Origin of the sequence: Pseudonocardia asaccharolytica DSM 44247 = NBRC 16224, assembly GCF_000423625.1 — a bacterium.
In the GTDB taxonomy this organism is placed as follows: Bacteria; Actinomycetota; Actinomycetes; order Mycobacteriales; family Pseudonocardiaceae; genus Pseudonocardia; species Pseudonocardia asaccharolytica.
On sequence record NZ_AUII01000001.1, the window covers coordinates 60,879 to 81,103 of the forward strand.

Consider the following 20,225-nt stretch of genomic DNA (forward strand, 5'->3'; position numbering starts at 1 on the left):
TGACAGGCTTGTCGGGTGACCACGGAGACCCTGTGGATCGTCGTGGCGGTGGTCGCGGCGGTCCTGTTGATCGCCCTCGTGCTCGGCCTTGTCGTCGGCCGGCGCCGCCGGATCAGCCTGCGCGAAACCGAGCAGCTCAAACCCGAGGAAGGCCCGGAGGCGCTCCCGCCGCGGCGCGGCGGCACGTACCAGACCGAGCGCGGATTCAGCTTCGCCGCCGGTGCCGACACCGCGACCCGTCCGGAACCGGCGGACACCGCGCCGCCGCCGGTCAAGGATTCCGCGCCGCCGGTCGAGGCGCCGCCGAGCAGGCCCGAGCCCGCCGCGCCGGAACGCCCGGCCGAGGCTGCGCCGGAGCGGCCTGCCGATACGACCGCGGCGCCCGAGCGCCCGGCCGAGCCTGCCCCGGAGCCGTCCGCCGACACGACCGCCGCGCCGGAACGCCCGGCCGACACGACCGCCGCGCCGGAACGCCCGGCCGACACGACCGCCGCGCCGGAACGCCCGGCCGACACGACCGCCGCGCCGGAACGCCCGGCCGACACGACCGCCGCGCCGGAACGGCCCGCCGAGCCCGCCCCCGCCCCGCCCGCTCCGGCCCCGGACATCAGCGGCAACGGTGCGGCGCCCGCCGTCGCCGCCCCACCCGCCGAACCCACCGCCCCCGCAGCACCCGCCGAACCCACCGCCCCCGCAGCACCCACCGAACCGATTGCCCCCACCGCTGGCCGCCTCGAACGGCTGCGCGGCAGGCTGGCGCGCTCGCGCACCGGATTCGGGCAGAGCCTGCTCGGTCTGCTCGGCGCGGGCGAGCTCGACGAGGAGTCGTGGGAGGACGTCGAGGCCACGCTGCTGCAGGCCGACCTCGGCCCGGAGACCACGCTGGAGCTCGTCGAGACCCTGCGCACCGAGCTGGCCTCCCGCGGCGTGCGCACCGCCGAGCAGGCCCGGCAGCTGCTCAAGGACGTGCTGACCGGGGAGCTGCACACCGAACTGGACCGATCGGTGCGGGCGCTGCCGCACGACGGGCGTCCGGCGGTGGTGCTCATCGTCGGCGTCAACGGAACCGGGAAGACCACGACGACGGGCAAGCTCGCCCGCGTGCTCGCGGCCGACGGCCGGACCGTCGTCCTCGGCGCGGCCGACACGTTCCGGGCCGCCGCCACCGAACAGCTCGTCACCTGGGGCGAACGCGCCGGGGCCGCGGTGGTGCGCGGGCCCGAGGGCTCGGACCCGGCCAGCGTCGCGTTCGACGCCGTCAAACGTGCCACCGCCGACGGCGCGGACGCCGTGCTGCTCGACACGGCGGGCCGGCTGCACACCAAGACCGGGTTGATGGATGAGCTGGGCAAGGTCAAGCGCGTCGTGGAGAAGCAGGCCGAGGTCGACGAGGTGCTACTGGTTCTCGACGCCACGACCGGTCAGAACGGGCTGATGCAGGCCCGGGTGTTCGCCGATGTCGTCAAGGTGACCGGGATCGTCCTCACCAAGCTCGACGGCACCGCCAAGGGCGGCATCGTGTTCCGGGTGCAGCGCGAGCTCGGGGTCCCGGTGAAGCTCGTCGGCCTCGGCGAGGGCCCGGACGATCTGGCGCCGTTCGAGCCCGCCGCGTTCGTCGACGCGCTGCTGAACTGATCCTGGGCGCCCGGCGTCCGGCCGCCATGATCGACGTTTCGGCGCCGTGGGCCGCGATCCGCGCGGCCGCGGGCTCCCAAGCGTTGATCATGACGGCCGGGTTCCGCGCCACACCGCCAGGCCGGCGCAACCGTAATGCCGACGTAACGGCCGGGCGGGGCTCGTTCACCCGGCGGAAACACCGGGCGCCGGTCGTTGAAACATGTCGCAATGAGGATTCCCCCAGCCTGGATGACAGCTGGAGGGAATCGTGGTCAACGCAGGGAACACCGCCTGGGTACTCGCGAGCGCCGCGCTCGTGATGCTCATGACGCCCGGTCTGGCGTTCTTCTACGGCGGGATGGTCCGCAGCAAGAACGTGCTGAACATGCTGATGATGAACTTCATCTGCCTCGCCGTCGTGGGCGTCCTGTGGGCCCTGTTCGGCTACAGCTGGGCCTTCGGCGACGACGTGTTCGGCGGTCTCATCGGGGGCAACGAGTTCGCCGGACTGGGCTCGACGATCGGACACCTCGTCGGCTACGAGTCGACCGACCCGGCGACCGGGGCGGTCACGCCGTGGCCGGGCGGCGACGCGCTGCCCACCACCGCGTTCGTCATGTTCCAGCTGATGTTCGCGGTCATCACGCCGGCCCTGGTCTCGGGCGCGATCGCAGACCGGACGAAGTTCTGGGCGTGGACGGCGTTCGTCGCGGGCTGGGTCACCCTCTGCTACTTTCCCGTCGCCCACTGGGTGTTCTCCTTCGACGGGTTCACCGGACCGGACAACACCGGCGGTTGGATCGCCAACGTCCTGAAGGCCGAGGACTTCGCCGGGGGCACCGCGGTCCACATCAACGCCGGCGCCGCCGCCCTGGCACTGGCGATCGTGCTCGGCCGCCGCAAGGGCTGGCCGCGCGAGCGCATGCGCCCGCACAACCTCCCGTTCGTGCTGCTGGGCGCGAGCCTGCTCTGGTTCGGCTGGTACGGGTTCAACGCCGGATCGGCGCTGGCCGCCGGCGATCTCGCCGGGCTCGCCTTCACCAACACCACGCTCGCGACCGGCACCGCGGTGCTGGGCTGGCTGCTCGTCGAGCAGCTCCGCGACGGCAAACCCACCACCCTGGGTGCCGCCTCGGGTGCGGTGGCGGGCCTGGTCGCGATCACCCCGGCCTGCGGGTTCGTCAGCCCGCTCGGCGCGCTCGCCATCGGGGTCATCGCCGGTGCGGTCTGCGCGCTGGCCGTCGGGCTCAAGTACCGGTTCGGTTTCGACGACTCGCTCGACGTCGTCGGCGTCCACCTGGTCGGCGGGCTCGTCGGCACCCTGCTCATCGGCTTCTTCGGCACCAACAGCGTGAACCCGGCCGCGCCCGGGGAGAACGGCCTGTTCTATGGCGGAGGTCTCACCCAGCTCGGTCGTCAGGCACTGGCCGCGGGTGCGGTGATGCTCTACTCCTTCCTCATCGCGCTCATCCTTGGTTACCTCATCAAGGCCACCATCGGTTTCCGGGTCAGCGACGACGCCGAGGTGATCGGCGTCGACGAGACCGAGCACGCCGAGACCGGCTACGACTACTCGGGCCTCGGTGGCGTCGGCGGGCTGGGGTCGACCCGGCCTCGGCTCGCCTCGTCCGAAGGCCCGGCCCGGGCCACCGCAGGCAAGGAGAACTGAGTGATGAAGCTCGTCACGGCGATCGTCAAGCCATTCGTTCTGGAGGACGTCAAGTCCGCCCTCGAGCAGATCGGCGTGCTGGGGATGACGGTCAGCGAGGTACAGGGGTACGGCAGGCAGAAGGGCCACACCGAGGTCTACCGGGGCGCGGAGTACGCTGTCGACTTCGTGCCGAAGGTCCGGGTGGAGGTCCTGGCCGACGACACCCTCGCGGACAAGGTGGTCGATGCGGTCGTCGAGGCGGCCCGCACCGGCAAGATCGGTGACGGCAAGGTCTGGGTCACCCCGGTCGACACCGTGGTCCGGGTCCGCACCGGTGAGCGGGGCAGCGACGCGGTCTGATGGTCGACTCGGCGGATGACCTCGTCGCGGCGAAGGCCGCCCTGCTGCGCACGCCGGGCGGCAGGCGGCGGCTTCGCCCGGAGGCCCTGCGCACCGCGCTGGTGGACCTCCACGACTTCTGGTTGTCCGCGCGGGCCGCGGCGGCCGGGTTGGGTGCGGGCGTCGCGCTGGTGGCGGTAGGGGCGCTCGGTCGCCGCGAGCTCGCCCCGCATTCCGATCTCGACCTGGTGCTGCTGCACGACGGGCGGCACGAGATCGAGCGGCTGGCCGAGCGGCTCTGGTACCCGCTGTGGAACGCGGGGATCGGGCTCGACCACTCGGTCCGCACCCCCGGCCAGGCCGTCGCGGTCGCGGCCGGTGATCTGTGCGCCGCCATGGGGCTGCTGGAGGCCCGGCACATCGCCGGCGACGCGGAGCTGTCGGGCACGCTGCACGCCGCCGTCCGCCGGGCCTGGCGGGCGGGTATCCGCGGCCGTTTCGACGAGATCACCGACGCCGCCGCGCAGCGCTGGCGCACGGCAGGCGACGTCGCGCACCGGGTGGAGCCGGACCTGAAGAACGGTCACGGCGGGCTGCGCGACGTCCAGCTGCTCGACGCGCTGGCCGCGGCGCAGCTGGTCGAGCGGCCCGGCGGCGAGGTCGCCGCGGCCCACGCCCTGCTGCTCGATGTGCGCACCGAGCTGCACCGGCTCGCCGGCCGGCCCCGCGACGTGATGCGGGCCCAGGACGCCGACGAGATCGCGGCGGTCCTGGACCTCGGCGACCGCTTCGAGCTGGCCAGGGCGCTGTCCGGGGCGGCCCGGGCGGTGGCGTTCGCCGCCGAGGTCGGGCTGCGCGCGGCGCGCGGCGGGCTGCCCCGCCGGGGGCTCGCCGCGCTGCGCAGGACCCCGGTGCGCCGCCCGCTCGGCTCCGGCGTCGTCGAACACCTCGGAGAGGTCGCGCTGGCCAGGGGCGCCTCGGCGACACGCGACCCGGCGCTCGTGCTGCGGGTGGCGGCCACCGCCGCGCGGACCGGGCTGCCGATGGCCCCCGCGACCCTGCACCGACTGGCCGACACCGCCCCCGAGCTGCGCGAACCCTGGCCCCGCCCGGCGCTCGACGAGCTGCTGTCGCTGCTGGGCGCGGGCCGCGGCACCGTGGGGGTGGTCGAGGCGCTGGACCGGACCGGGCTGTGGGGCAGGCTGTTCCCCGAGTGGGGCGCGGTACGTGACCTTCCGCCGCGCGACCGCGCACACCTGTGGACGGTGGACCGCCACCTCGTGGAGACCTGCGCCCAGGCCGCCCGGCTCACCACCCGGGTGGCGCGGCCCGACCTGCTGCTGGTCGGGGCGCTGCTGCACGACATCGGCAAGGGCCGCGGCGGCGACCATTCGGTGGTCGGGGCGTCGCTGGCCACCCGGATCGCGGGCCGGCTCGGCCTCGGCGCGTCCGACGTCGCCGTGCTCGGCGCGCTCGTCCGGCATCATCTGCTGCTGCCGCACACCGCCACCCGCCGCGATCTCGACGACCCGGCGACCGTCACCCGCGTCGTCGACGCCCTCGGGGGCAACGGGCTGGTCCTCGACCTGCTCGACGCGCTCGCCGAGGCCGATGCGCTCGCCACCGGCCCGGGGGTGTGGAGCCCGTGGAAGCAGCGGCTGATCCGCGATCTCACCGGCCGCGCCCGGGCGCTGATGGCCGGTGAGCCGCTGCCGGGTCCCGGCCCGCTCAGCGCGGCGAACCGGGAGCTCGCGGCGGCGGTGCTCGCCGACGGACGACCCCAGGTCCGGATGAGCGGAACGGAGGCCGCCAGCGTCGTCGTCGCGGCCCCCGCGGCCGCCCGGGTGGAGGGGCCGGGCCCGCTGTCGGCCGCCGCGGGCGTGCTGGCCCTGCACTCATTGCAGGTGTACGCCGCGGAGCTGCGTACCGAGGGGACCGTCGTGGTCCACGAGTTCCTGGTGTCCCCGCGGTTCGGCGGGCTGCCCGATCCCGCGCTGATCCGGGCCGATCTGATCCGGGTGCTCGACGGCACGCTGGTCCTCGCCGACGCGCTGGCCCGCAAGGAGCGCGACTATGCCCCGGCTGCCCCGGCCGCCCACGACGCGGCCCCGCCGCGGGTGCTCTGGTTCGACGACGAGGCCAGCGGTGTGGTGGTGCTCGAACTGCGCGGGACCGACCGCATCGGGCTGCTGCACCGGGTCGCCGCGGCGCTGGAAGGCTGCGGGATCGAGCTGCGGTGGGCGCGCGTGTCCACCCTCGGCTCCTCGGTGGTCGACTCGTTCGGCGTGGGCGGCCGCAGGCCGGCAGAGACCGAACGCCGGAGGGTGGAGCAGGCCGTGCTGGCCGCCGCGGGGTGAGAAGACGGCCCCCTGGACCGTCAGCTCGCCGGTTCGATGTTCTGGTTGAGGTGGAAGAAGTTCTCCGGGTCGAAGGTGGCCTTGACCTGTTGCAGGCGCCGGTAGTTGCGTCCGTAGTTCTCCGGGGCCCGCACCATGTCGTCCTCTGCCATGAAGTTGATGTAGTTGCCCTCGGTGCCCGAGTAGGGGTGGACGGCGGCGTAGTAGTCCCGCACCCACCGGATGTCGGCCTCGTCGTCGGTTGGTTCCGGCCGGAACGATCCGAGGACCATCGCGTACCTCGCGTCGCGGTGGCCGAACGCCGTCTCCTCCGGGTCGACCCGCGCCGTTGATGGGGTAGAGGTTCTCGTCGAGGCGACGGTCGGCGTCCGGGGACCGTGCTCGACGTGCGCCGCGATGACCTCGTCGGGCCGCTCGCGGACGAAGCCCGCCTTCCAGTACTGCCGGATCCCCTTGGGTACAGCTCGTCGAAGGCCGCGCCCGATCGTCGCCGCGACCTCGACCAGCCGGCGAGCGTCGGGCGGCAGTTGCAGGAGCCGGGCAGTGATCATGGGGTGGTCCGTGGGGGTGCGGGCTGGGCGCGCCGCGGAGTCCCCGAAACCCGTCCGCACGGCCTCGGCCACGAACAGTGGGTTGCCCTCGGTCTCCTTCCACAGACGCGCCGCGGCGGCGGTGTCGAGGACCTTCCCACCCACCGCCGCAGCCATCTCCGCCGTGGCCCCGGGTCCAGAGGCCCGAGCGCACCCGCTGTCAGGCTTCCGGCCTGGCTGAGGCATCGGCGCAGCCGCGCCAGTGGGTGAGCTTCGCGACCTCCTCGTCGCGCGCCGTGCCGCCCAGCAGCACCGGGGCGGTGGACGAGCGCTGCAGTCGGACGTCGACGGCTGGTCGCTCGTCGGCCAGGCGTGCATGGATCCCCGCTGCGGTGGCGCTCCAGTGCACACCCGGTCGCGCCGACGGGCAAGCCGTTCGGCGAATCGGGATCCCCGGCCGGGCCGGGCGGGCGGCCGGCCCGGCAAGAATGGTTGCGACGGAACGAATCGCTCGTCCGACGCGTTCTCGACCCATGACCCGCGGTCCCGCCTCGCCCGGCCCGGTCCGGCTCACGCTGCCCGGGCGGTCGCTCGTGCTGCTCGCGGGGGTCCCCGGCGCGGGGAAGAGCACCCTGCTCGCGGGGCTTCCGGCGGGCCCGGACGTCGCCCTGCTCGACTCCCAGACCCACCGCGACGCGCTCGCCCGGCGGCTGCCCGCCGGGACGCCCTACCGGCGCTACCGGCTGCTGGTACACCTGCTGCACCGGCTCGCGATCGTGCGCGCGGCGGCCCTCGGGCCCTCCGTCGTCCTCGTCCACCTGCCGGCGACGTCGGTGGCGTGCCGGCAGATGGTCGCGCTGCTCGCGGCCCTGACCGGACGTTCGGCGCATCTGGTCTGGCTCGACGTCGAGGCGGCCGACGCGCTGCAGGGCCAGGCCGCCCGTGGCCGGGTGGTCCCTTCGGCGTCGTTCGCCGCACATGCCGGGCGCGCGGCGGGGCTCGCCGAGTCGTTCCGCGCCCACGGCCCCCCGCCCGGTTGGTCGGACGTCACCGTGCTCGACCGGGCGGGTGCCCGCCTCGGCCTGGGCCTGGACGTGTCGACCGGACCACGGGACGTCCCCGCGACCCGGCAAGTAGGCTCATAGGGGTGTTCGACACCCTCTCCGAGCGTCTCAGCGGGACGCTGCGCGACCTGCGCGGCAAGGGCCGGCTGTCCGAAACCGACATCGATGCCACCGCGCGGGAGATCCGCATCGCGCTGCTCGAGGCCGACGTCGCGCTGCCGGTGGTGCGGTCCTTCATCGCCAAGGTCAAGGAGCGGGCCAAGGGCGCTGAGGTCTCCCAGGCGCTGAACCCGGCCCAGCAGGTCGTCAAGATCGTCAACGAAGAGCTCATCGGGATCCTCGGTGGCGAGACCCGGCGGCTCGCGCTGGCGAAGGAACCGCCGAGCGTGATCATGCTCGCCGGCCTGCAGGGTTCCGGTAAGACCACGCTGGCCGGCAAGCTTGCGTACTGGCTGCACAACCAGGGACACACCCCGCTGCTCGTCGCGGCCGACCTGCAGCGCCCCAACGCGGTCAACCAGCTGCAGATCGTCGGGGAGCGGGCCGGGGTGCCCACGTTCGCGCCCCATCCGGGTGCGTCGGCGACCGCCGGGGCCGACCCGAGCCTCGGCCCCGGCGATCCGGTCGAGGTCGCCCGCCATGGCGTGCAGCACGCGCGCGACAAGATGTACGACGTCGTCATCGTCGACACCGCGGGCCGCCTCGGCGTCGACGAGGAGCTGATGCGCCAGGCCGCCGACATCCGCGACGCGGTGCAGCCGGACGAGACGCTGTTCGTCGTCGACGCCATGATCGGCCAGGACGCGGTGGCGACGGCCGAGGCGTTCCGCGACGGCGTCGGCTTCACCGGCGTGGTGCTCACCAAGCTCGACGGTGACGCCCGCGGTGGTGCCGCGCTCTCGGTGCGCGAGGTGACCGGCCAGCCGATCCTGTTCGCCTCCAACGGCGAGAAGCTGGCCGACTTCGACGTCTTCCACCCCGACCGGATGGCCAGCCGGATCCTCGGCATGGGCGATCTGCTCACCCTCATCGAGCAGGCCGAGCAGGTCTTCGACGCCGAGCAGTCGGCCAAGACCGCGGCCAAGATCGGTACCGGGGAGCTGACGCTGGAGGATTTCCTCGAGCAGATGCTGGCCATCCGCAAGATGGGCCCGATCGGCAACATCCTCGGAATGCTGCCGGGCGCGAACACCGGTCAGATGAAGGATGCGCTGGCCCAGGTCGACGACAAGCAGCTCGACCGGCTGCAGGCCATCATCCGCGGCATGACCCCGGCCGAGCGGGCCGACCCGAAGATCATCAACGGCTCGCGGCGGCTGCGGATCGCCAACGGCTCCGGCGTGACGGTCAGCGACATCAACGACCTGGTCAACCGCTTCTTCGAGGCCCGCAAGATGATGAAGCAGATGGCCGGGCAGCTCGGCTTCGGCGGCACGCAGCGGCAGTCGAAGAGCCGCAAGGGCCGCAAGGGCGCCAAGGGCCGCAAGAGCCCGACGCAGCCGAAGGTGCGCGGTGGAACGCCCGACCTCTCGCGGATGCCACCGGGCCCGCAGGAACTGCCGCCCGGGCTCGGCGGACTCGACCAGCTGCCGCCCGGCTTCGACCCTTCGAAGCTGAACTTCGGCAAGAAGCCGCGCTGATGGTGCCCGAGGTTCCCGCCGCCGGCTACCGGCTCCGGGGCGTGCTGCTGCCGTCCGGCGACAGCACCGAGCTGTTCGTGGACGGCGCGGGACGGATCAGCGCCGAACCCCTGACCGCCGCCGAAACCCTGCTCGACGGCGGGTGGATCGTCCCCGGCCTCGTCGACGCGCACTGCCACATCGGGCTGGGGCCGTCCGGGCCCGTCGAGCTCGACGAGGCGGAGGAGCAGGCCCGCACCGACCGGGACGCGGGGACGCTGCTCATCCGCGACTGCGGCTCGCCGGTCGACACCTCGCCGCTGCAGGCTCGCGCGGACCTCCCGCAGATCATCCGGGCGGGCCGGCACATCGCGCGGCCCAAGCGCTATATCGGCGGCCTCGCCGTCGATCTGGACGATCCGGCGCTACTGCCCGAGGTCGTCGCCGAGCAGGCCGCGGCCGGCGACGGCTGGGTCAAGCTCGTCGGCGACTGGATCGACCGTGGCGTGGGCGACCTGGCGCCGCTGTGGCCCGACGACGTGCTGGCCGAGGCCATCGCGACGGCGCACGAGGCCGGTGCCCGGGTCACCGCGCACGTCTTCGGAACCGACGCCCTGCCCGGCCTGATCGGCGCGGGGATCGACTGCATCGAGCACGGTACCGGGCTGACCGACGACCTGATCGCCGAGATGGCCCGCCGCGGCACGGCGCTCGTCCCCACGTTGATCAATGTCGAGACGTTCCCCGGCATCGCGGAGCGCGCTGCGAAGTACCCGGCCTACGCCGCGCACATGCGCGAGCTGCATCGCACCGCGGGCAGCGTGGTGCGATGCGCCGTCGAGGCCGGGGTTCCGGTGTTCGCGGGCACCGACGCCGGCGGCGGGATCCGGCACGGCCGGATCGTCGATGAAATCCTGGCCCTGCACGCCGCCGGGCACACCGACGCGATCGGGGCTGCGAGCTGGGCGGCGCGGGCGTGGCTGGGCAGACCGGGGCTCGACACCGGCGCGCCCGCCGATCTCGTCGTCTACCGGAGTGATCCGCGGGCCGACCCGGCCGCGTTGCGCGAACCGGCGCTCGTGCTGCTGCGCGGCCGGGTGGTGCACGCAACGGGCTGAGCGCCCCGCCCGGCAGGCCGTTGCGCCGTTCGGCCGGTAGCGTCGAGACGTGCGATCACCGGAAAGGGACCAGGGTCCGTGGCCGGGTGACAGCGGGTCGCCCGGGCAGGCCACACCCGAACCCGGCCCGTCGCCCGGCGCACCGCCGTCCCAGCCCCCTGCACAACCCCCTGCCCGGCCGCAGCACCGCTGGGGCCTGGGGGCGTACGCGCTCGCCGCGGCGGTGTTCCTGTCGGTCTCGGCGCTGCTCGGGCTGCTGGTCTTCCGCCGCGGCCCACCGTCCGTGGCCGGGCTGGCCGTCGGGCTCGCGGTGCCGACCGTGCTCGCCGCGGCCACGGCGATCCTGAGCACCGTGGTGCGCGGCAACGGGCCGCGCCGCGATCTCGGGCTGCGGTTCTCCTGGCGCGACGTCGGCCTCGGTCTGGCGTTCGGCTTCGGCGGCCTGGTGCTCACCATCCCGGCGTCGCTGATCTACGCGAGGATCCTCGGCCCGGAGCGCGCGACCTCCGCGGTCGGGGAGGTGTTCGCCGGGCTCAGGGCGGGCGCCGCGGGTGCCGCGGTGGTGTTCGTGATCGTCGTGCTGCTGGCCCCGCTCTGCGAGGAGATCGTCTATCGCGGGCTGCTCTGGGGCGCGCTGGAGAAGCACGGGGCCGATCGCTGGCTCGCGTTCGCGCTCACCACGGTGCTGTTCGCCCTCGCACATTTCGAGTTCACCCGCACCCCGCTGCTTGCGGTCATCGCGATCCCGATCGGGCTGGCGCGGGTGGTGACGGGCCGGCTGACGGCCAGCATCATCGCGCACCAGATCAACAACCTGCTGCCGGGCATCGCGCTGCTCCTGACGCTGCTCGGCGTCTCGCCGATCTGAGGCCACCCGGCTCTGTTCGTCCGGCAGGCGGCCGTCTGGCAGAATAACCGACCGGCCCCCGGCTGGCCCTCTACCGTGCCGCGGCCGTAGACGTCGAGTGAGCGCAGCCCGTAACCCCACGCGAGCCGCGTTGACTCAGCAGAGCACGATCCATCGAGACATTCATGGGCGAGGAGCAGTTAGCAGCGTGGCCGTCAAGATCAAGCTTATGAGGCTGGGCAAGATCCGTCAGCCGTACTACCGCGTGGTCGTCGCCGACGCCAAGACCCGGCGCAGCGGCCGGGCGATCGAGACGATCGGCAAGTACCACCCGAAGAATGAGCCGAGCCTGATCGACATCGACTCGGACCGGGTCCAGTACTGGCTCGGTGTGGGCGCGCAGCCGACCGAGCCGGTGCAGCGCCTGCTCGAGATCACCGGTGACTGGCAGAAGTTCAAGGGCCTGCCCGGCAGCGAGGGCATCCTCAAGCCGCAGCCGGAGAAGGTCGACAAGCTCGCCCGGTTCCAGGCGGCGCTCGCCGCGGCGAGCGAGGAGCCGACCACCGAGGCGACGACGCCGAAGAAGAAGGCCGACCGCCGTCCGAAGGCGGACTCGGCGGGCGAGTCCACCGCTGGCGAGTCGAACACGGCCGCGGAGGCCACCGAGTCGTGAGCGAGCTTGCCGATTTCACCGCCGTCCGCAGCGGTGATGCGAGTACGGCCGCCAGGTATGAGTGAGGAGGACCTGTGAGTGTCCTCGCGGACGCGCTCGAGCATCTCGTGCGGGGCATCGTCGACCATCCGGACGAGGTGCGCGTCGATCTCGTGACGAACCGGCGCGGGCGCACTCTCGAGGTCCGGGTGCACCCCGATGACCTCGGTAAGGTGATCGGTCGCGGTGGGCGCACCGCGACCGCCTTGCGCACCGTCATCGGCAGCATCGGTGGTCGCGGCGTGCGGGTCGATGTCGTCGACACCGACCGGTAGGAACCCGGTCTCCGGCAGCACCGCGCTCCTCGTCGGCATCATCGTCCGGGCGCACGGCCTGCGCGGTGAGCTCGTTGTCGAGGTGCGGACCGACTCCCCGGAGCAGCGGTTCGCCCCCGGCGCGGCGCTCACCGCGCGGAGCGCAGGCGGAGCGCGCGTCGATACCGCGCGGAGCGCAGGCGCCCCGGATTTCGGGCTGACCGTGGAGTCCTCCCGGCCGCATTCGGGCCGGCTGCTGGTCCGGTTCGCCGAGGTGCCCGATCGCACCGCGGCCGAGGGGCTGCGCGGCACCCAGCTGCTGATCGATTCGGCCGAGCTGCCCCCGACCGGCGACCCCGACGAGTTCCACGTGCATCAGCTGGAGGGCCTGCGCGCCGAGCTGGTGGACGGGGCCGTCGTCGGCATCGTCCGCGAGGTCGTGCACGGCCCTGGTGGCGAGCTGCTGGTGCTGGCCCGCCCGGAGCTGCCGGACGCGCTGGTGCCGTTCGTGCGCGCGATCGTGCCGACCGTCGACCTCGACGGCGGACGGATCGTGCTCACCCCGCCGGAGGGGCTGCTCGACCCCGGGTGAGCCGGCTTTTCGCGCCCGCTACCCCTGCGCAGACCGAGGGGATCGGGGTTCCCCTTCGTCCCCCGGCGACAACAGCGTGGCCACCCCGGCCTGGTCCGGGAACACCACGGGAAGGTCGTCGACCTGCGTGAAGGCGCGGTCCGCGGTGACAACCGCCCGGCACCCGGCGCGCAGCGCAGCGGCTGCGAGAACCGCGTCGAACGCGCCCAGCGAGGCGTGCTCGCCCAGCAGGGAGAGTGCGTCGTCGACGGCCGCGTCGGGAACGTCGAGCAGCGGCCTCAGCAGGGTGAGATAGGAGCGCCCCAGGCTTACCGCCTCGGACCGTGGTCGACGTCGGCTCCGGACATGGACGAACTCCTGGATCACCCCGGCCGTGGCGGTCAACGCGAGTCGTTTCGGCGCAGCCAGGAGGCGCCGACACGGCTCGCGCAGCTCGTGCTCGGTGCCGACGGCGTAGAGCAGCACCGTCGTGTCCAGCACGATCACCGCAGTCTGCTGCGAAGTTCGTGCAACTCGGCGACCAGCTCGGCCGGGTCGTCAGGGACAGGGGCAGGCTCGGCGGACAGGATGCGCTGCAGGGCGGTCCCGCGCTCGTCGTCGTCAGCGGGTAGTCCGCGGTCGATGGCCTCCCGGATCACGGTTGCCACCGAGGTGCGCCGGGCCCGGGCCGCGGCGGCGACCCGCTGGTAGCGATCCTCGTCGAGGAGGATCTGGAGCCGCCGGGTCATCATCCGCCTACAGTAGCATGTGTAAGTAACAATGATCGACCGTTCCGCTGTCGAGCAGCGAGTCAGGGCAGGCGGATGAGGATCGCGGCGAGGCCCTGGGGGCCGACGAGCATCGGGACGTGCGAGGTCGCCATGCGCTCCACCCGGTCGGCTCGGGTGGCCATCGCCTCCTGCGCCGCCGGCGGGAGGGCGTTGTCCCGCTCCAGCACCACGTAGGTCGTGGGGTGGGTGCGGGCCGGCGCGGTGCTCGGGGTGCCCATGGCCGAGGTCGACGACCACATCAGGGAGGCGTGCCACTCCGGTACCCGCGCGGGGTCGAGGTCCGCGCACAGCGCCTGCCGGGCCGCCTCGACGTCGTCGGTGACCTTCATGGCCGCTCCGTCGGGCGCGAGCTCCAGCCACTTGGACCCGGGCCCGAACAGGTCCGCCAGGGACTGCCCGCGCGCGGGCCAGAACGCCGAGACGTAGACGGTGTGCGCGATCGCGGGGTGGTCGGAGACCTCCGTCAGCACCATGCCGCCGTAGGAGTGCCCCACCAGCACCACAGGCTCGCCCGCCGTGTCCAGCAGCCGCCGGACCGCGGCCGCGTCGTCGGCCAGGCCGCCGAGCGCGGCCGGGTCCCTGCCAGTGCTCGGCAGGTCGGCCAGGTGCACCCGGTGTCCCTCCTTCTCCAGCAGCGTCGCGGTCTCGCCCCAGTACCAGCCGTCGCAGAACCCGCCGTGCACGAGTACGTAGTCGGTCATGACGTCCTCCTCGTATGGATCCGGTCGCCGGGAGCATGCGCCGCCGCGTTGCGACCGCGTTGCAGCGCGGCTGCAATGGCCGGGGACACGATGGCGACCTCACCGGCGGGAGGTCGCGATGCGTGCGAGGTACCCGGACGCCGAGGACTGGGTGGAGCGCGACGGCGTGCGGATCGGCTACGAGGTCTACCGGGCCGAGGACCCGGGACCGGGCAGCGGCACCGCGGAGCCGACGATCCTGCTGCCGACCTCGATGCCGCTGGTGCACGCCCGGCAGTGGAAGGCCCAGGTGCCGTTCCTGGCCCGGCACTTCCGGGTGGTCGTGGTGGACATGCGGGGCAACGGGCGCAGCGACCGGCCGGTCGGCCCGGCGGCCTACACGATGGAACAGGACGTGGCCGACCTGGTCGCCGTGCTCGACGCCACCGGCACCGACCGGGTGGTGGCCGTCGGGCTCTCCGGTGGCGGGCGGCGGGCGCTGGAGCTGGCCGCCGCACATCCCGATCGGGTCGCGGGTGTGGTCGCGATCGCGCCGACTCTGATCCTGGACCATTTCACCGGCTTCGAGGAGATCCGGGACAGCTACCAGGGCCCCGAGAAGGTCAATCGGCACTACATCGCCAAGGACGTCGACGGCTTCGCCGCGTTCTTCCTCGCGGCCTGCCACTCCGACCCGCACTCGACCAAGCAGTACGAGGATGCCATCGGCTGGTCCGCGGGCATCACCGCCGAGGTCATGCTCGACTCCCTCGACGGCTACGGGTGGCCGACCCGCGAGCAGGCCCGCGACCTGTGCGCCGCGGTGCGCTGCCCGGTGCTGGTCGTGCACGGCAGCGACGATCTGCTGATCCCGCACGCGGATGGGGCGGCCGTGGCGGAGTGGACCGGCGGCACCCTGGTCTCGCTGCCCGGCGCCGGACATGTCCCGAACGCCCGCGACCCGGTGCGGGTCAACCTGCTGATCCGCGACTTCGTCGACGGCCTGGCCGGCCGGTCGCGGCCACCGAGCACGTGGGCGCCGGCCTGGTCGCGGCCGCGCCGGGCGCTGTTCCTGTCCTCGCCGATCGGGCTCGGGCATGCCCGCCGCGACCTGGCGATCGCCGACGAGCTGCGCGCGCTGTGTCCGGACGTCGAGGTCGAGTGGCTGGCCCAGCACCCCGTCACGGAGTTGTTGCACACCCGCGGCGAGTGCGTGCACCCGGCGTCGCGGTGGCTGGCCAGCGAGGCGGGGCACGTCGAGGGGGAGTCCGGCGAGCACGACCTGCACGCGTTCCAGGCGCTGCGCACGATGGACGAGATCCTGGTCGCGAACTTCCACGTGCTCGCCGAGCTGGCCGAGGCCGAGCACCACGACCTGTGGGTCGGCGACGAGGCCTGGGAGCTCGACCACTTCCTGCACGAGAACCCCGAGCTCAAGGGCGCGGCGTACGCCTGGCTCACCGACTTCGTCGGGTACCTGCCGATGCCCGGCGGGGGCGATCGCGAGGTGGAGCTGACCGCCGACCACAACGCGCAGATGATCGAGCAGGTGCAGCGCTACCCGCGGCTGCGCGACCGCGCCCTGTTCGTCGGTGACCCCGAGGACGTCGTGCCGGACACGTTCGGCCCCGGGCTGCCGTCGATCCGGGACTGGACCCGCGACCACTACGCCTTCCCCGGGTACGTCACCGGCTTCGACCCGATCGACCCGTGTGACCGCGCGGGCATCCGGGAGGAGCTGGGCTGGCGGCCGGGGGAGCCGGTCTGCCTGGTGACGGCCGGGGGCACCGGCATCGGGCTGCCGCTGCTGCGCCGGGTGGCCGCGGCGTTCCCGGCGGCCGCGCGGCTGGTGCCCGGGCTGCGGATGGTGGTGGTCGCCGGCCCGCGGATCGACCCGGAGACGGTGCCGCCGGCACCCGGGTTGGAGGTGCACGGCTGGGTGCCCGACCTCTACCGGCACCTCGCCGCCTGCGACGTCGCGATCACCCACGGCGGGCTGACCACGACCATGGAGCTGACGGCCAACCGGCGCCCCTTCCTGTACGTGCCGCTGCGCCGGCACTTCGAGCAGAACCTGCACGTGCCGCACCGGCTGGCCCGGTACCGGGCCGGGCGGCGGATGGACTGGGCCGACCTCGCCCCGGACGCGCTGGCGTCGACGATCGCCGAGGAGATCGGCCGGGTGGTGGACTACCGGCCGGTGGATCCGGGTGGGGCCGCGCGAGCCGCGGCCCGGCTGGCCGAGCTGCTGTAGCCGCCGCGCAGCCGGTCGCGGGCGCGGGCCGCAACAGTCGGCATGCCGTGCCGCTCGGCGAGCGCGAGCGCCCGCCGGACCTGCCGCGCCGCGCCGTCCGGGTCGCCCAGCCCGGCCAGCGCGGCGGCGTCCTCCACCGCGCCCGCCGCCTGCCACGGCAGCCAGCCGTGCCGGTCCGCCGCGTCCAGCAGCGGCGCGAGGGCGGCGCGTGCCCGGACGGGCTCGTCGCGGGCCAGCCAGGCGCGGGCCACGGAGAGATAGGCGTCGCCCCCGGCGAGCCAGGCACACTCGTGCGGGGCGCGGACCCCGCCCAGCAGGACCTCGGCCTCGGCGAGGACCGCCGGGTCGCCGGTGGCCTCGGCCAGCGGGGCCAGGCAGCGCAGCAGGTAGCCCTCGGCGCCGCCGCGCTCCGCGGCCGATCTGGCCTCGGTGAGCAGCGCCACGGCGTCCGCCACCTCACCACGCTCCAGCAGGGTGGTGGCGAGCAGGGCGTTCGCCGTCGAGCGCCACCAGTCGTGCCCGGCCGCCGCCGCGAGCCCGACCGCGTCGTGACCGAGCGCGACCGCCTCGTCGAGGCGACCGCGCAGCCGCGCGATCCAGCCCTGGTGGGCGACCAGCCAGGCCCGGTGCACCCGGAACCCGCTCCGCTCGTTGATCTCCATCGCCTCGGCGACCCGAGCGGTCGCGGTGTCCCAGTCGGCGGCGGCGACGGCGGGCAGGGCCGACTCGAAGACCGCCCAGGAGAGCAGCCGCAGGTCACCCCGCCGCCGCAGCAGCGGTTCGAGCCGGCCGAGCACCGGGGTGAGCCGCGCGGTGTCCCCGAGGTAGGCGTAGGCGGTCTTCAGCCCGTCCAGGCCGGCGCCGAGCGCCTCCTCGGTGCCCGCCGCCCGGCCGGCGGTGACCGCGCGCCGCCCGAGCTCGATGGCGTCGGTGAAGCGCAGCTGGTTCGCGGCGACGACGGCCTGCCAGCCGTAGAGGTCGGCCTGCGCTCCCCGGTCGCCGAGCTGCATGGCGATCCGCAGCCCGGCGTCGAGCCGGCGGGCCCGCTCCGGCAACCCGAGCGCGGAGGTCAGGTCCCCGGCGTAGTGGCGCAACGCGGCCATCTCCAGCCCGCGGTCCCCGGCGGCGCGGGCCGCCGCGAGGGCGGCCTCGAGATCCGCGACGGCGGGCCCGAACGCTCCGAGCGCCTCCCGGGCCCGGGCCCTGGCCAGGTGGACGCGCCCGGTCAGGGCCGCCGCGTCGACCCGCCCGGCCGCGTCGAGCGCCTGGGCGAGCAGGGCCTGCGCGTCGGCGGCGGCGAACCGGCCGAGCGCGGCCTCGCCTGCCCGCAGCCAGGCCCGCGCCGCGCGCGGCCAGTCGGCGACCGCCGCCGCGTGCGCCGCTTCCGCCTCCGGATGGTCGGCGAGCAGGTCGGCGGCCCGGCGGTGGTGCGCGGCCCGGGTGGGCGCGGGCGTGGTCGCGAGCAGGCTCTCCTGGACCAGGTCGTTGGCGAACTCGTAGGCCTCCCCGGCCGGCACCAGCAACCGGGCCGCGGCGGCCTGCTCGCAGCGCTGCACGACCTCCGGCAGCGGCAGGTCGAGCAGCGCGGACACGATCTGCGGTGGCACGGCCGCGCCGAGGACGGCCCCGGCGCGCAGCACCCGTTCCACCTCCGGGTCGGCCCGGCGCAGCCGGGCGAGCACCGCCGCCTGCAGCGACTCGGGCACGCCGGCCTCCCCCGCGGCCAGCCCGCGCAGCGTCTCGACCACGAAGAGGGTGTGCCCGCGGGTGCGCCGGAGGATGTCCTCGGCCAGCCGGGGGGCGCCGGCCCGGCTGGCCAGCAGCGCGACCGCCGCGGCGGAGAGCGGCCCGACGTCGAGCCGCCCGCACACCTCGCCGAGCGTGTCCAGGACCGGCGCGCCCTCCTCGGTGCGCACCGTGGCCAGCACCAGCAGCCGGGCGGTCGCCGGGCGGCGCACCAGGTAGTGCAGCAGTTCGAGGGTGGACACGCCCGCGTTGTGCAGGTCGTCGAGGACCAGCAGGACGGGCCGTTCGGCCGCGAGCGCCCGCAGCAGCCCGATGATCGCGTCGCAGGTCCGGCGGTGCACCAGCTCGGCGCTGCCCCGGTCGAGGGCGGGCTCGCCGGGTGCCGTCACGGCCTCCGGCAGCAGCGCCGCGAGGACGCCGGCGCCCGCCCCGGCCAGCTGCCGCACCGCGCCGGGTGGTCGGGTCCGCAGCGCCGGGCCGAGCGCGTCGAGGACGGGCTGGAGGAGCAGCGACCGCTCGGCGGCGTAGCAGCGGGCCTCGAGGACCTGCCCGCCGGTGGTGCGGGCGAGGCCCGCGGCCGCGGCGGCCAGCGTGGTCTTGCCGATCCCGGCCTCGCCGGTGAGCAGCAGTGCGGCGGTGCGGCCGGCCGCGGCCGCCGACCAGGCCGCGCGCAGCGTTTCCAGCTCGGCCTCGCGCCCGGCCGGGGTGGGCGGCGCCGCAGGCACCGCGATCGGGGGGCGACGGGGTGGGTCCACCCGGGTCCCGCGGAGGATCTCCAGGTGCAACGCGCGGGTGTCGGGGGCCGGATCGACGCCGAGCTCGTCGGCCAGTGCGCCCCGCAGCTCGGCGTAGGCGGCCAGCGCGCGGGCCGGCTCGCCGGCGGCCTGATGGGCCGTCATCAGCAGCCGGTGGGCGCGCTCGTCGAGCGGGTCCGTCCTGGTCGCGGCGCGGGCGGCGGCCGCGGCGACGCCCGGGTCGCCGGCCGCCAGCGCCGCCTCGGCGAGGGTGAGCCGCAGCGAGCGCAGCAGCGCGGCCGTCGCGTCGCGCACCGCGTCGATCCAGGCGGCGCCGGGCTCGCCGACGAGGACCTCCCCGTCGCCGAGCAGGTCGAGCCCGCGCCGGGCTGCCGCGGCCGCGGGTGCGACGTCGCCCGCGGCGGTCCGGCGGCGCGCCTCGGCGTCGAGGGCGGTCGCCTCGTCGACGTCGACCCGGACCGCGGGCGGGCGCCCCAGGTGGTAGCCGGCCCGGCCGCCCAGCACGACCCCGTCGCCGAGGGCGGCGCGCAGCCGGGAGACCAGGGTGGCGACGTTGTCCTCCGGCCGGCGCGGGCGTTCCCCCGCCCAGAGCGCATCGACGATCTCCCGGACGTCGACGACGCGGCCCCGGTGGGCGGCGAGCAGGGCGAGCAACCGGCGGGCCTTCCGGCTGCCGATCGGCACGGCGGAGCCCGGCGCGGCGCCGCGGGTGACCGCGAACGACCCGCACAACCGGAGGGTGACCTCGTCCACGCCTGCTCCCGAGGCTGGTGCGGTGCCGGTTGTCCCATGCACCCGGGGTGCCATGCAACCTGCTGTCAACACACGTTGACAGATGTGGGGTTGTCAACGTAGGTTGACGGACATGGCGGATGCGACGAGGGTCGCGGCGGCGGCGTCCAGCAGGGATCCGGCCGTCGGATTGGCGGCGGTGGCGTCTCTGCGGGGACTGCTGGAGTCGTTGGAGGAGCTGCAGGTTCGCAATGCGCGCGGGCAGGGCTGGTCCTGGCAGCAGATCGCCGAGGTCTTGCAGGTCAGCAGGCAGGCGGTGCACAAGAAGTACCGGCGGTTCGGGTTCTGAGGGGGCGGAGATGTTCGAACGGTTCACCGACAAGGCACGACACGTGGTGGTCCTGACGCAGGAGATCGCTCGCGAGCGGCGCGACGAGGCGATCGGCACCGAGCATCTGCTGCTCGGTCTGCTGTACACCCAGACCGGCACCGCGCAGCAGGTCCTCGCGGCGCGCGGAATCACTCTCGACCAGATGCGCATCGCGGTCGCCGATCTCGGCCGCGGTGCGGCGAGCGGCTGACGCCGCG

The 20,225-nt window shown here is 74.4% G+C and carries 20 protein-coding genes; 14 read left to right on the forward strand and 6 right to left on the reverse strand.

The features are described from left to right. The first annotated feature begins 15 nt into the window (after window positions 1-15). From ftsY to G567_RS25925, 4 genes are all read left to right on the forward strand, one after another. Window positions 16-1,635, forward strand: coding sequence for a signal recognition particle-docking protein FtsY (gene ftsY, locus G567_RS0100280; protein WP_028928379.1), 1,620 nt, complete (start codon window positions 16-18; stop codon window positions 1,633-1,635). A 250-nt stretch (window positions 1,636-1,885) separates the two neighbouring features. Then, window positions 1,886-3,286, forward strand: coding sequence for an ammonium transporter (locus G567_RS25920; RefSeq protein ID WP_051231996.1), 1,401 nt, complete (start codon window positions 1,886-1,888; stop codon window positions 3,284-3,286). A gap of 3 nt (window positions 3,287-3,289) precedes the next feature. Next, window positions 3,290-3,628 carry a P-II family nitrogen regulator gene (locus tag G567_RS0100290; protein WP_028928380.1) on the forward strand — a complete coding sequence of 113 codons (339 nt, stop codon included), beginning with the start codon at window positions 3,290-3,292 and terminating at the stop codon, window positions 3,626-3,628. Further along, window positions 3,628-5,964 (forward strand): [protein-PII] uridylyltransferase, encoded by a 2,337-nt coding sequence (locus G567_RS25925; RefSeq protein WP_037055215.1) that lies wholly within the window; start codon window positions 3,628-3,630, stop codon window positions 5,962-5,964. Before G567_RS0100290 ends, G567_RS25925 begins: the two co-directional genes overlap by 1 nt. A 20-nt stretch (window positions 5,965-5,984) precedes the next feature. Here G567_RS25925 and G567_RS31645 read toward each other — a convergent pair whose 3' ends face one another. After that, window positions 5,985-6,671: an FAD-binding oxidoreductase gene (locus tag G567_RS31645; protein ID WP_028928381.1), complete on the reverse strand. Its 687-nt coding sequence runs from the start codon at window positions 6,669-6,671 to the stop codon at window positions 5,985-5,987. Between the two features lie 43 nt (window positions 6,672-6,714). Beyond that, entirely contained in the window at window positions 6,715-6,903 is a 189-nt protein-coding gene (locus tag G567_RS34705) for a hypothetical protein (protein ID WP_028928382.1), read from the reverse strand. A gap of 124 nt (window positions 6,904-7,027) precedes the next feature. Here G567_RS34705 and G567_RS25935 point away from each other — a divergent pair, with 124 nt between their 5' ends. The 7 genes from G567_RS25935 to rimM all read left to right on the forward strand — a co-directional run bounded on the left by G567_RS25935 (window position 7,028) and on the right by rimM (window position 12,700). After that, window positions 7,028-7,639 carry an AAA family ATPase gene (locus G567_RS25935; protein ID WP_051231997.1) on the forward strand — a complete coding sequence of 204 codons (612 nt, stop codon included), beginning with the start codon at window positions 7,028-7,030 and terminating at the stop codon, window positions 7,637-7,639. 2 nt (window positions 7,640-7,641) lie between these two features. Then, on the forward strand, window positions 7,642-9,198 hold the full coding sequence (gene ffh / locus G567_RS0100315; protein WP_028928383.1) for a signal recognition particle protein: 1,557 nt from the start codon (window positions 7,642-7,644) through the stop codon (window positions 9,196-9,198). Then, window positions 9,198-10,295 (forward strand): amidohydrolase family protein, encoded by a 1,098-nt coding sequence (locus tag G567_RS0100320; protein ID WP_028928384.1) that lies wholly within the window; start codon window positions 9,198-9,200, stop codon window positions 10,293-10,295. Before ffh ends, G567_RS0100320 begins: the two co-directional genes overlap by 1 nt. Window positions 10,296-10,344: 49 nt before the next feature. Beyond that, complete coding sequence (locus G567_RS0100325; protein WP_084795614.1) at window positions 10,345-11,163, forward strand: CPBP family intramembrane glutamic endopeptidase; 819 nt, start codon at window positions 10,345-10,347, stop codon at window positions 11,161-11,163. Window positions 11,164-11,350: 187 nt separating this feature from the next. Further along, window positions 11,351-11,815 (forward strand): 30S ribosomal protein S16, encoded by a 465-nt coding sequence (gene rpsP / locus G567_RS0100330; protein ID WP_028928386.1) that lies wholly within the window; start codon window positions 11,351-11,353, stop codon window positions 11,813-11,815. Window positions 11,816-11,889: 74 nt separating this feature from the next. Then, entirely contained in the window at window positions 11,890-12,129 is a 240-nt protein-coding gene (locus G567_RS0100335; RefSeq protein ID WP_028928387.1) for an RNA-binding protein, read from the forward strand. Beyond that, window positions 12,107-12,700, forward strand: a complete 594-nt coding sequence (rimM, locus tag G567_RS0100340; protein ID WP_051231998.1) for a ribosome maturation factor RimM — start codon at window positions 12,107-12,109, stop codon at window positions 12,698-12,700. The genes G567_RS0100335 and rimM overlap by 23 nt, the downstream gene beginning before the upstream one ends. Before the next feature lie 18 nt (window positions 12,701-12,718). On the opposite strand, the gene G567_RS25940 is transcribed toward rimM, so the two are convergent. The 3 genes from G567_RS25940 to G567_RS0100355 are packed head-to-tail and all read right to left on the reverse strand — an operon-like array spanning window position 12,719 to window position 14,171. Then, entirely contained in the window at window positions 12,719-13,186 is a 468-nt protein-coding gene (locus G567_RS25940) for a type II toxin-antitoxin system VapC family toxin (protein WP_051231999.1), read from the reverse strand. Beyond that, window positions 13,183-13,431 carry a hypothetical protein gene (locus G567_RS0100350; protein WP_211223804.1) on the reverse strand — a complete coding sequence of 83 codons (249 nt, stop codon included), beginning with the start codon at window positions 13,429-13,431 and terminating at the stop codon, window positions 13,183-13,185. Before G567_RS0100350 ends, G567_RS25940 begins: the two co-directional genes overlap by 4 nt. Window positions 13,432-13,490: 59 nt before the next feature. After that, window positions 13,491-14,171 carry an alpha/beta fold hydrolase gene (locus G567_RS0100355; protein WP_028928390.1) on the reverse strand — a complete coding sequence of 227 codons (681 nt, stop codon included), beginning with the start codon at window positions 14,169-14,171 and terminating at the stop codon, window positions 13,491-13,493. Between the two features lie 118 nt (window positions 14,172-14,289). On the opposite strand from G567_RS0100355, the gene G567_RS0100360 reads away from it, so the two are divergent. Then, on the forward strand, window positions 14,290-16,404 hold the full coding sequence (locus G567_RS0100360) for an alpha/beta hydrolase (RefSeq protein WP_028928391.1): 2,115 nt from the start codon (window positions 14,290-14,292) through the stop codon (window positions 16,402-16,404). Here G567_RS0100360 and G567_RS0100365 read toward each other — a convergent pair. Continuing rightward, window positions 16,341-19,658, reverse strand: coding sequence for an ATP-binding protein (locus G567_RS0100365; RefSeq protein ID WP_028928392.1), 3,318 nt, complete (start codon window positions 19,656-19,658; stop codon window positions 16,341-16,343). The genes G567_RS0100360 and G567_RS0100365 overlap by 64 nt on opposite strands. Window positions 19,659-19,770: 112 nt before the next feature. Between G567_RS0100365 and G567_RS0100370 the strand changes: the two genes are divergently transcribed. Both G567_RS0100370 and G567_RS0100375 read left to right on the forward strand, forming a co-directional pair. Then, window positions 19,771-19,986: an HTH domain-containing protein gene (locus G567_RS0100370; protein ID WP_028928393.1), complete on the forward strand. Its 216-nt coding sequence runs from the start codon at window positions 19,771-19,773 to the stop codon at window positions 19,984-19,986. A 10-nt stretch (window positions 19,987-19,996) separates the two neighbouring features. Beyond that, complete coding sequence (locus tag G567_RS0100375) at window positions 19,997-20,218, forward strand: Clp protease N-terminal domain-containing protein (protein WP_028928394.1); 222 nt, start codon at window positions 19,997-19,999, stop codon at window positions 20,216-20,218. Window positions 20,219-20,225 lie beyond the last annotated feature (7 nt).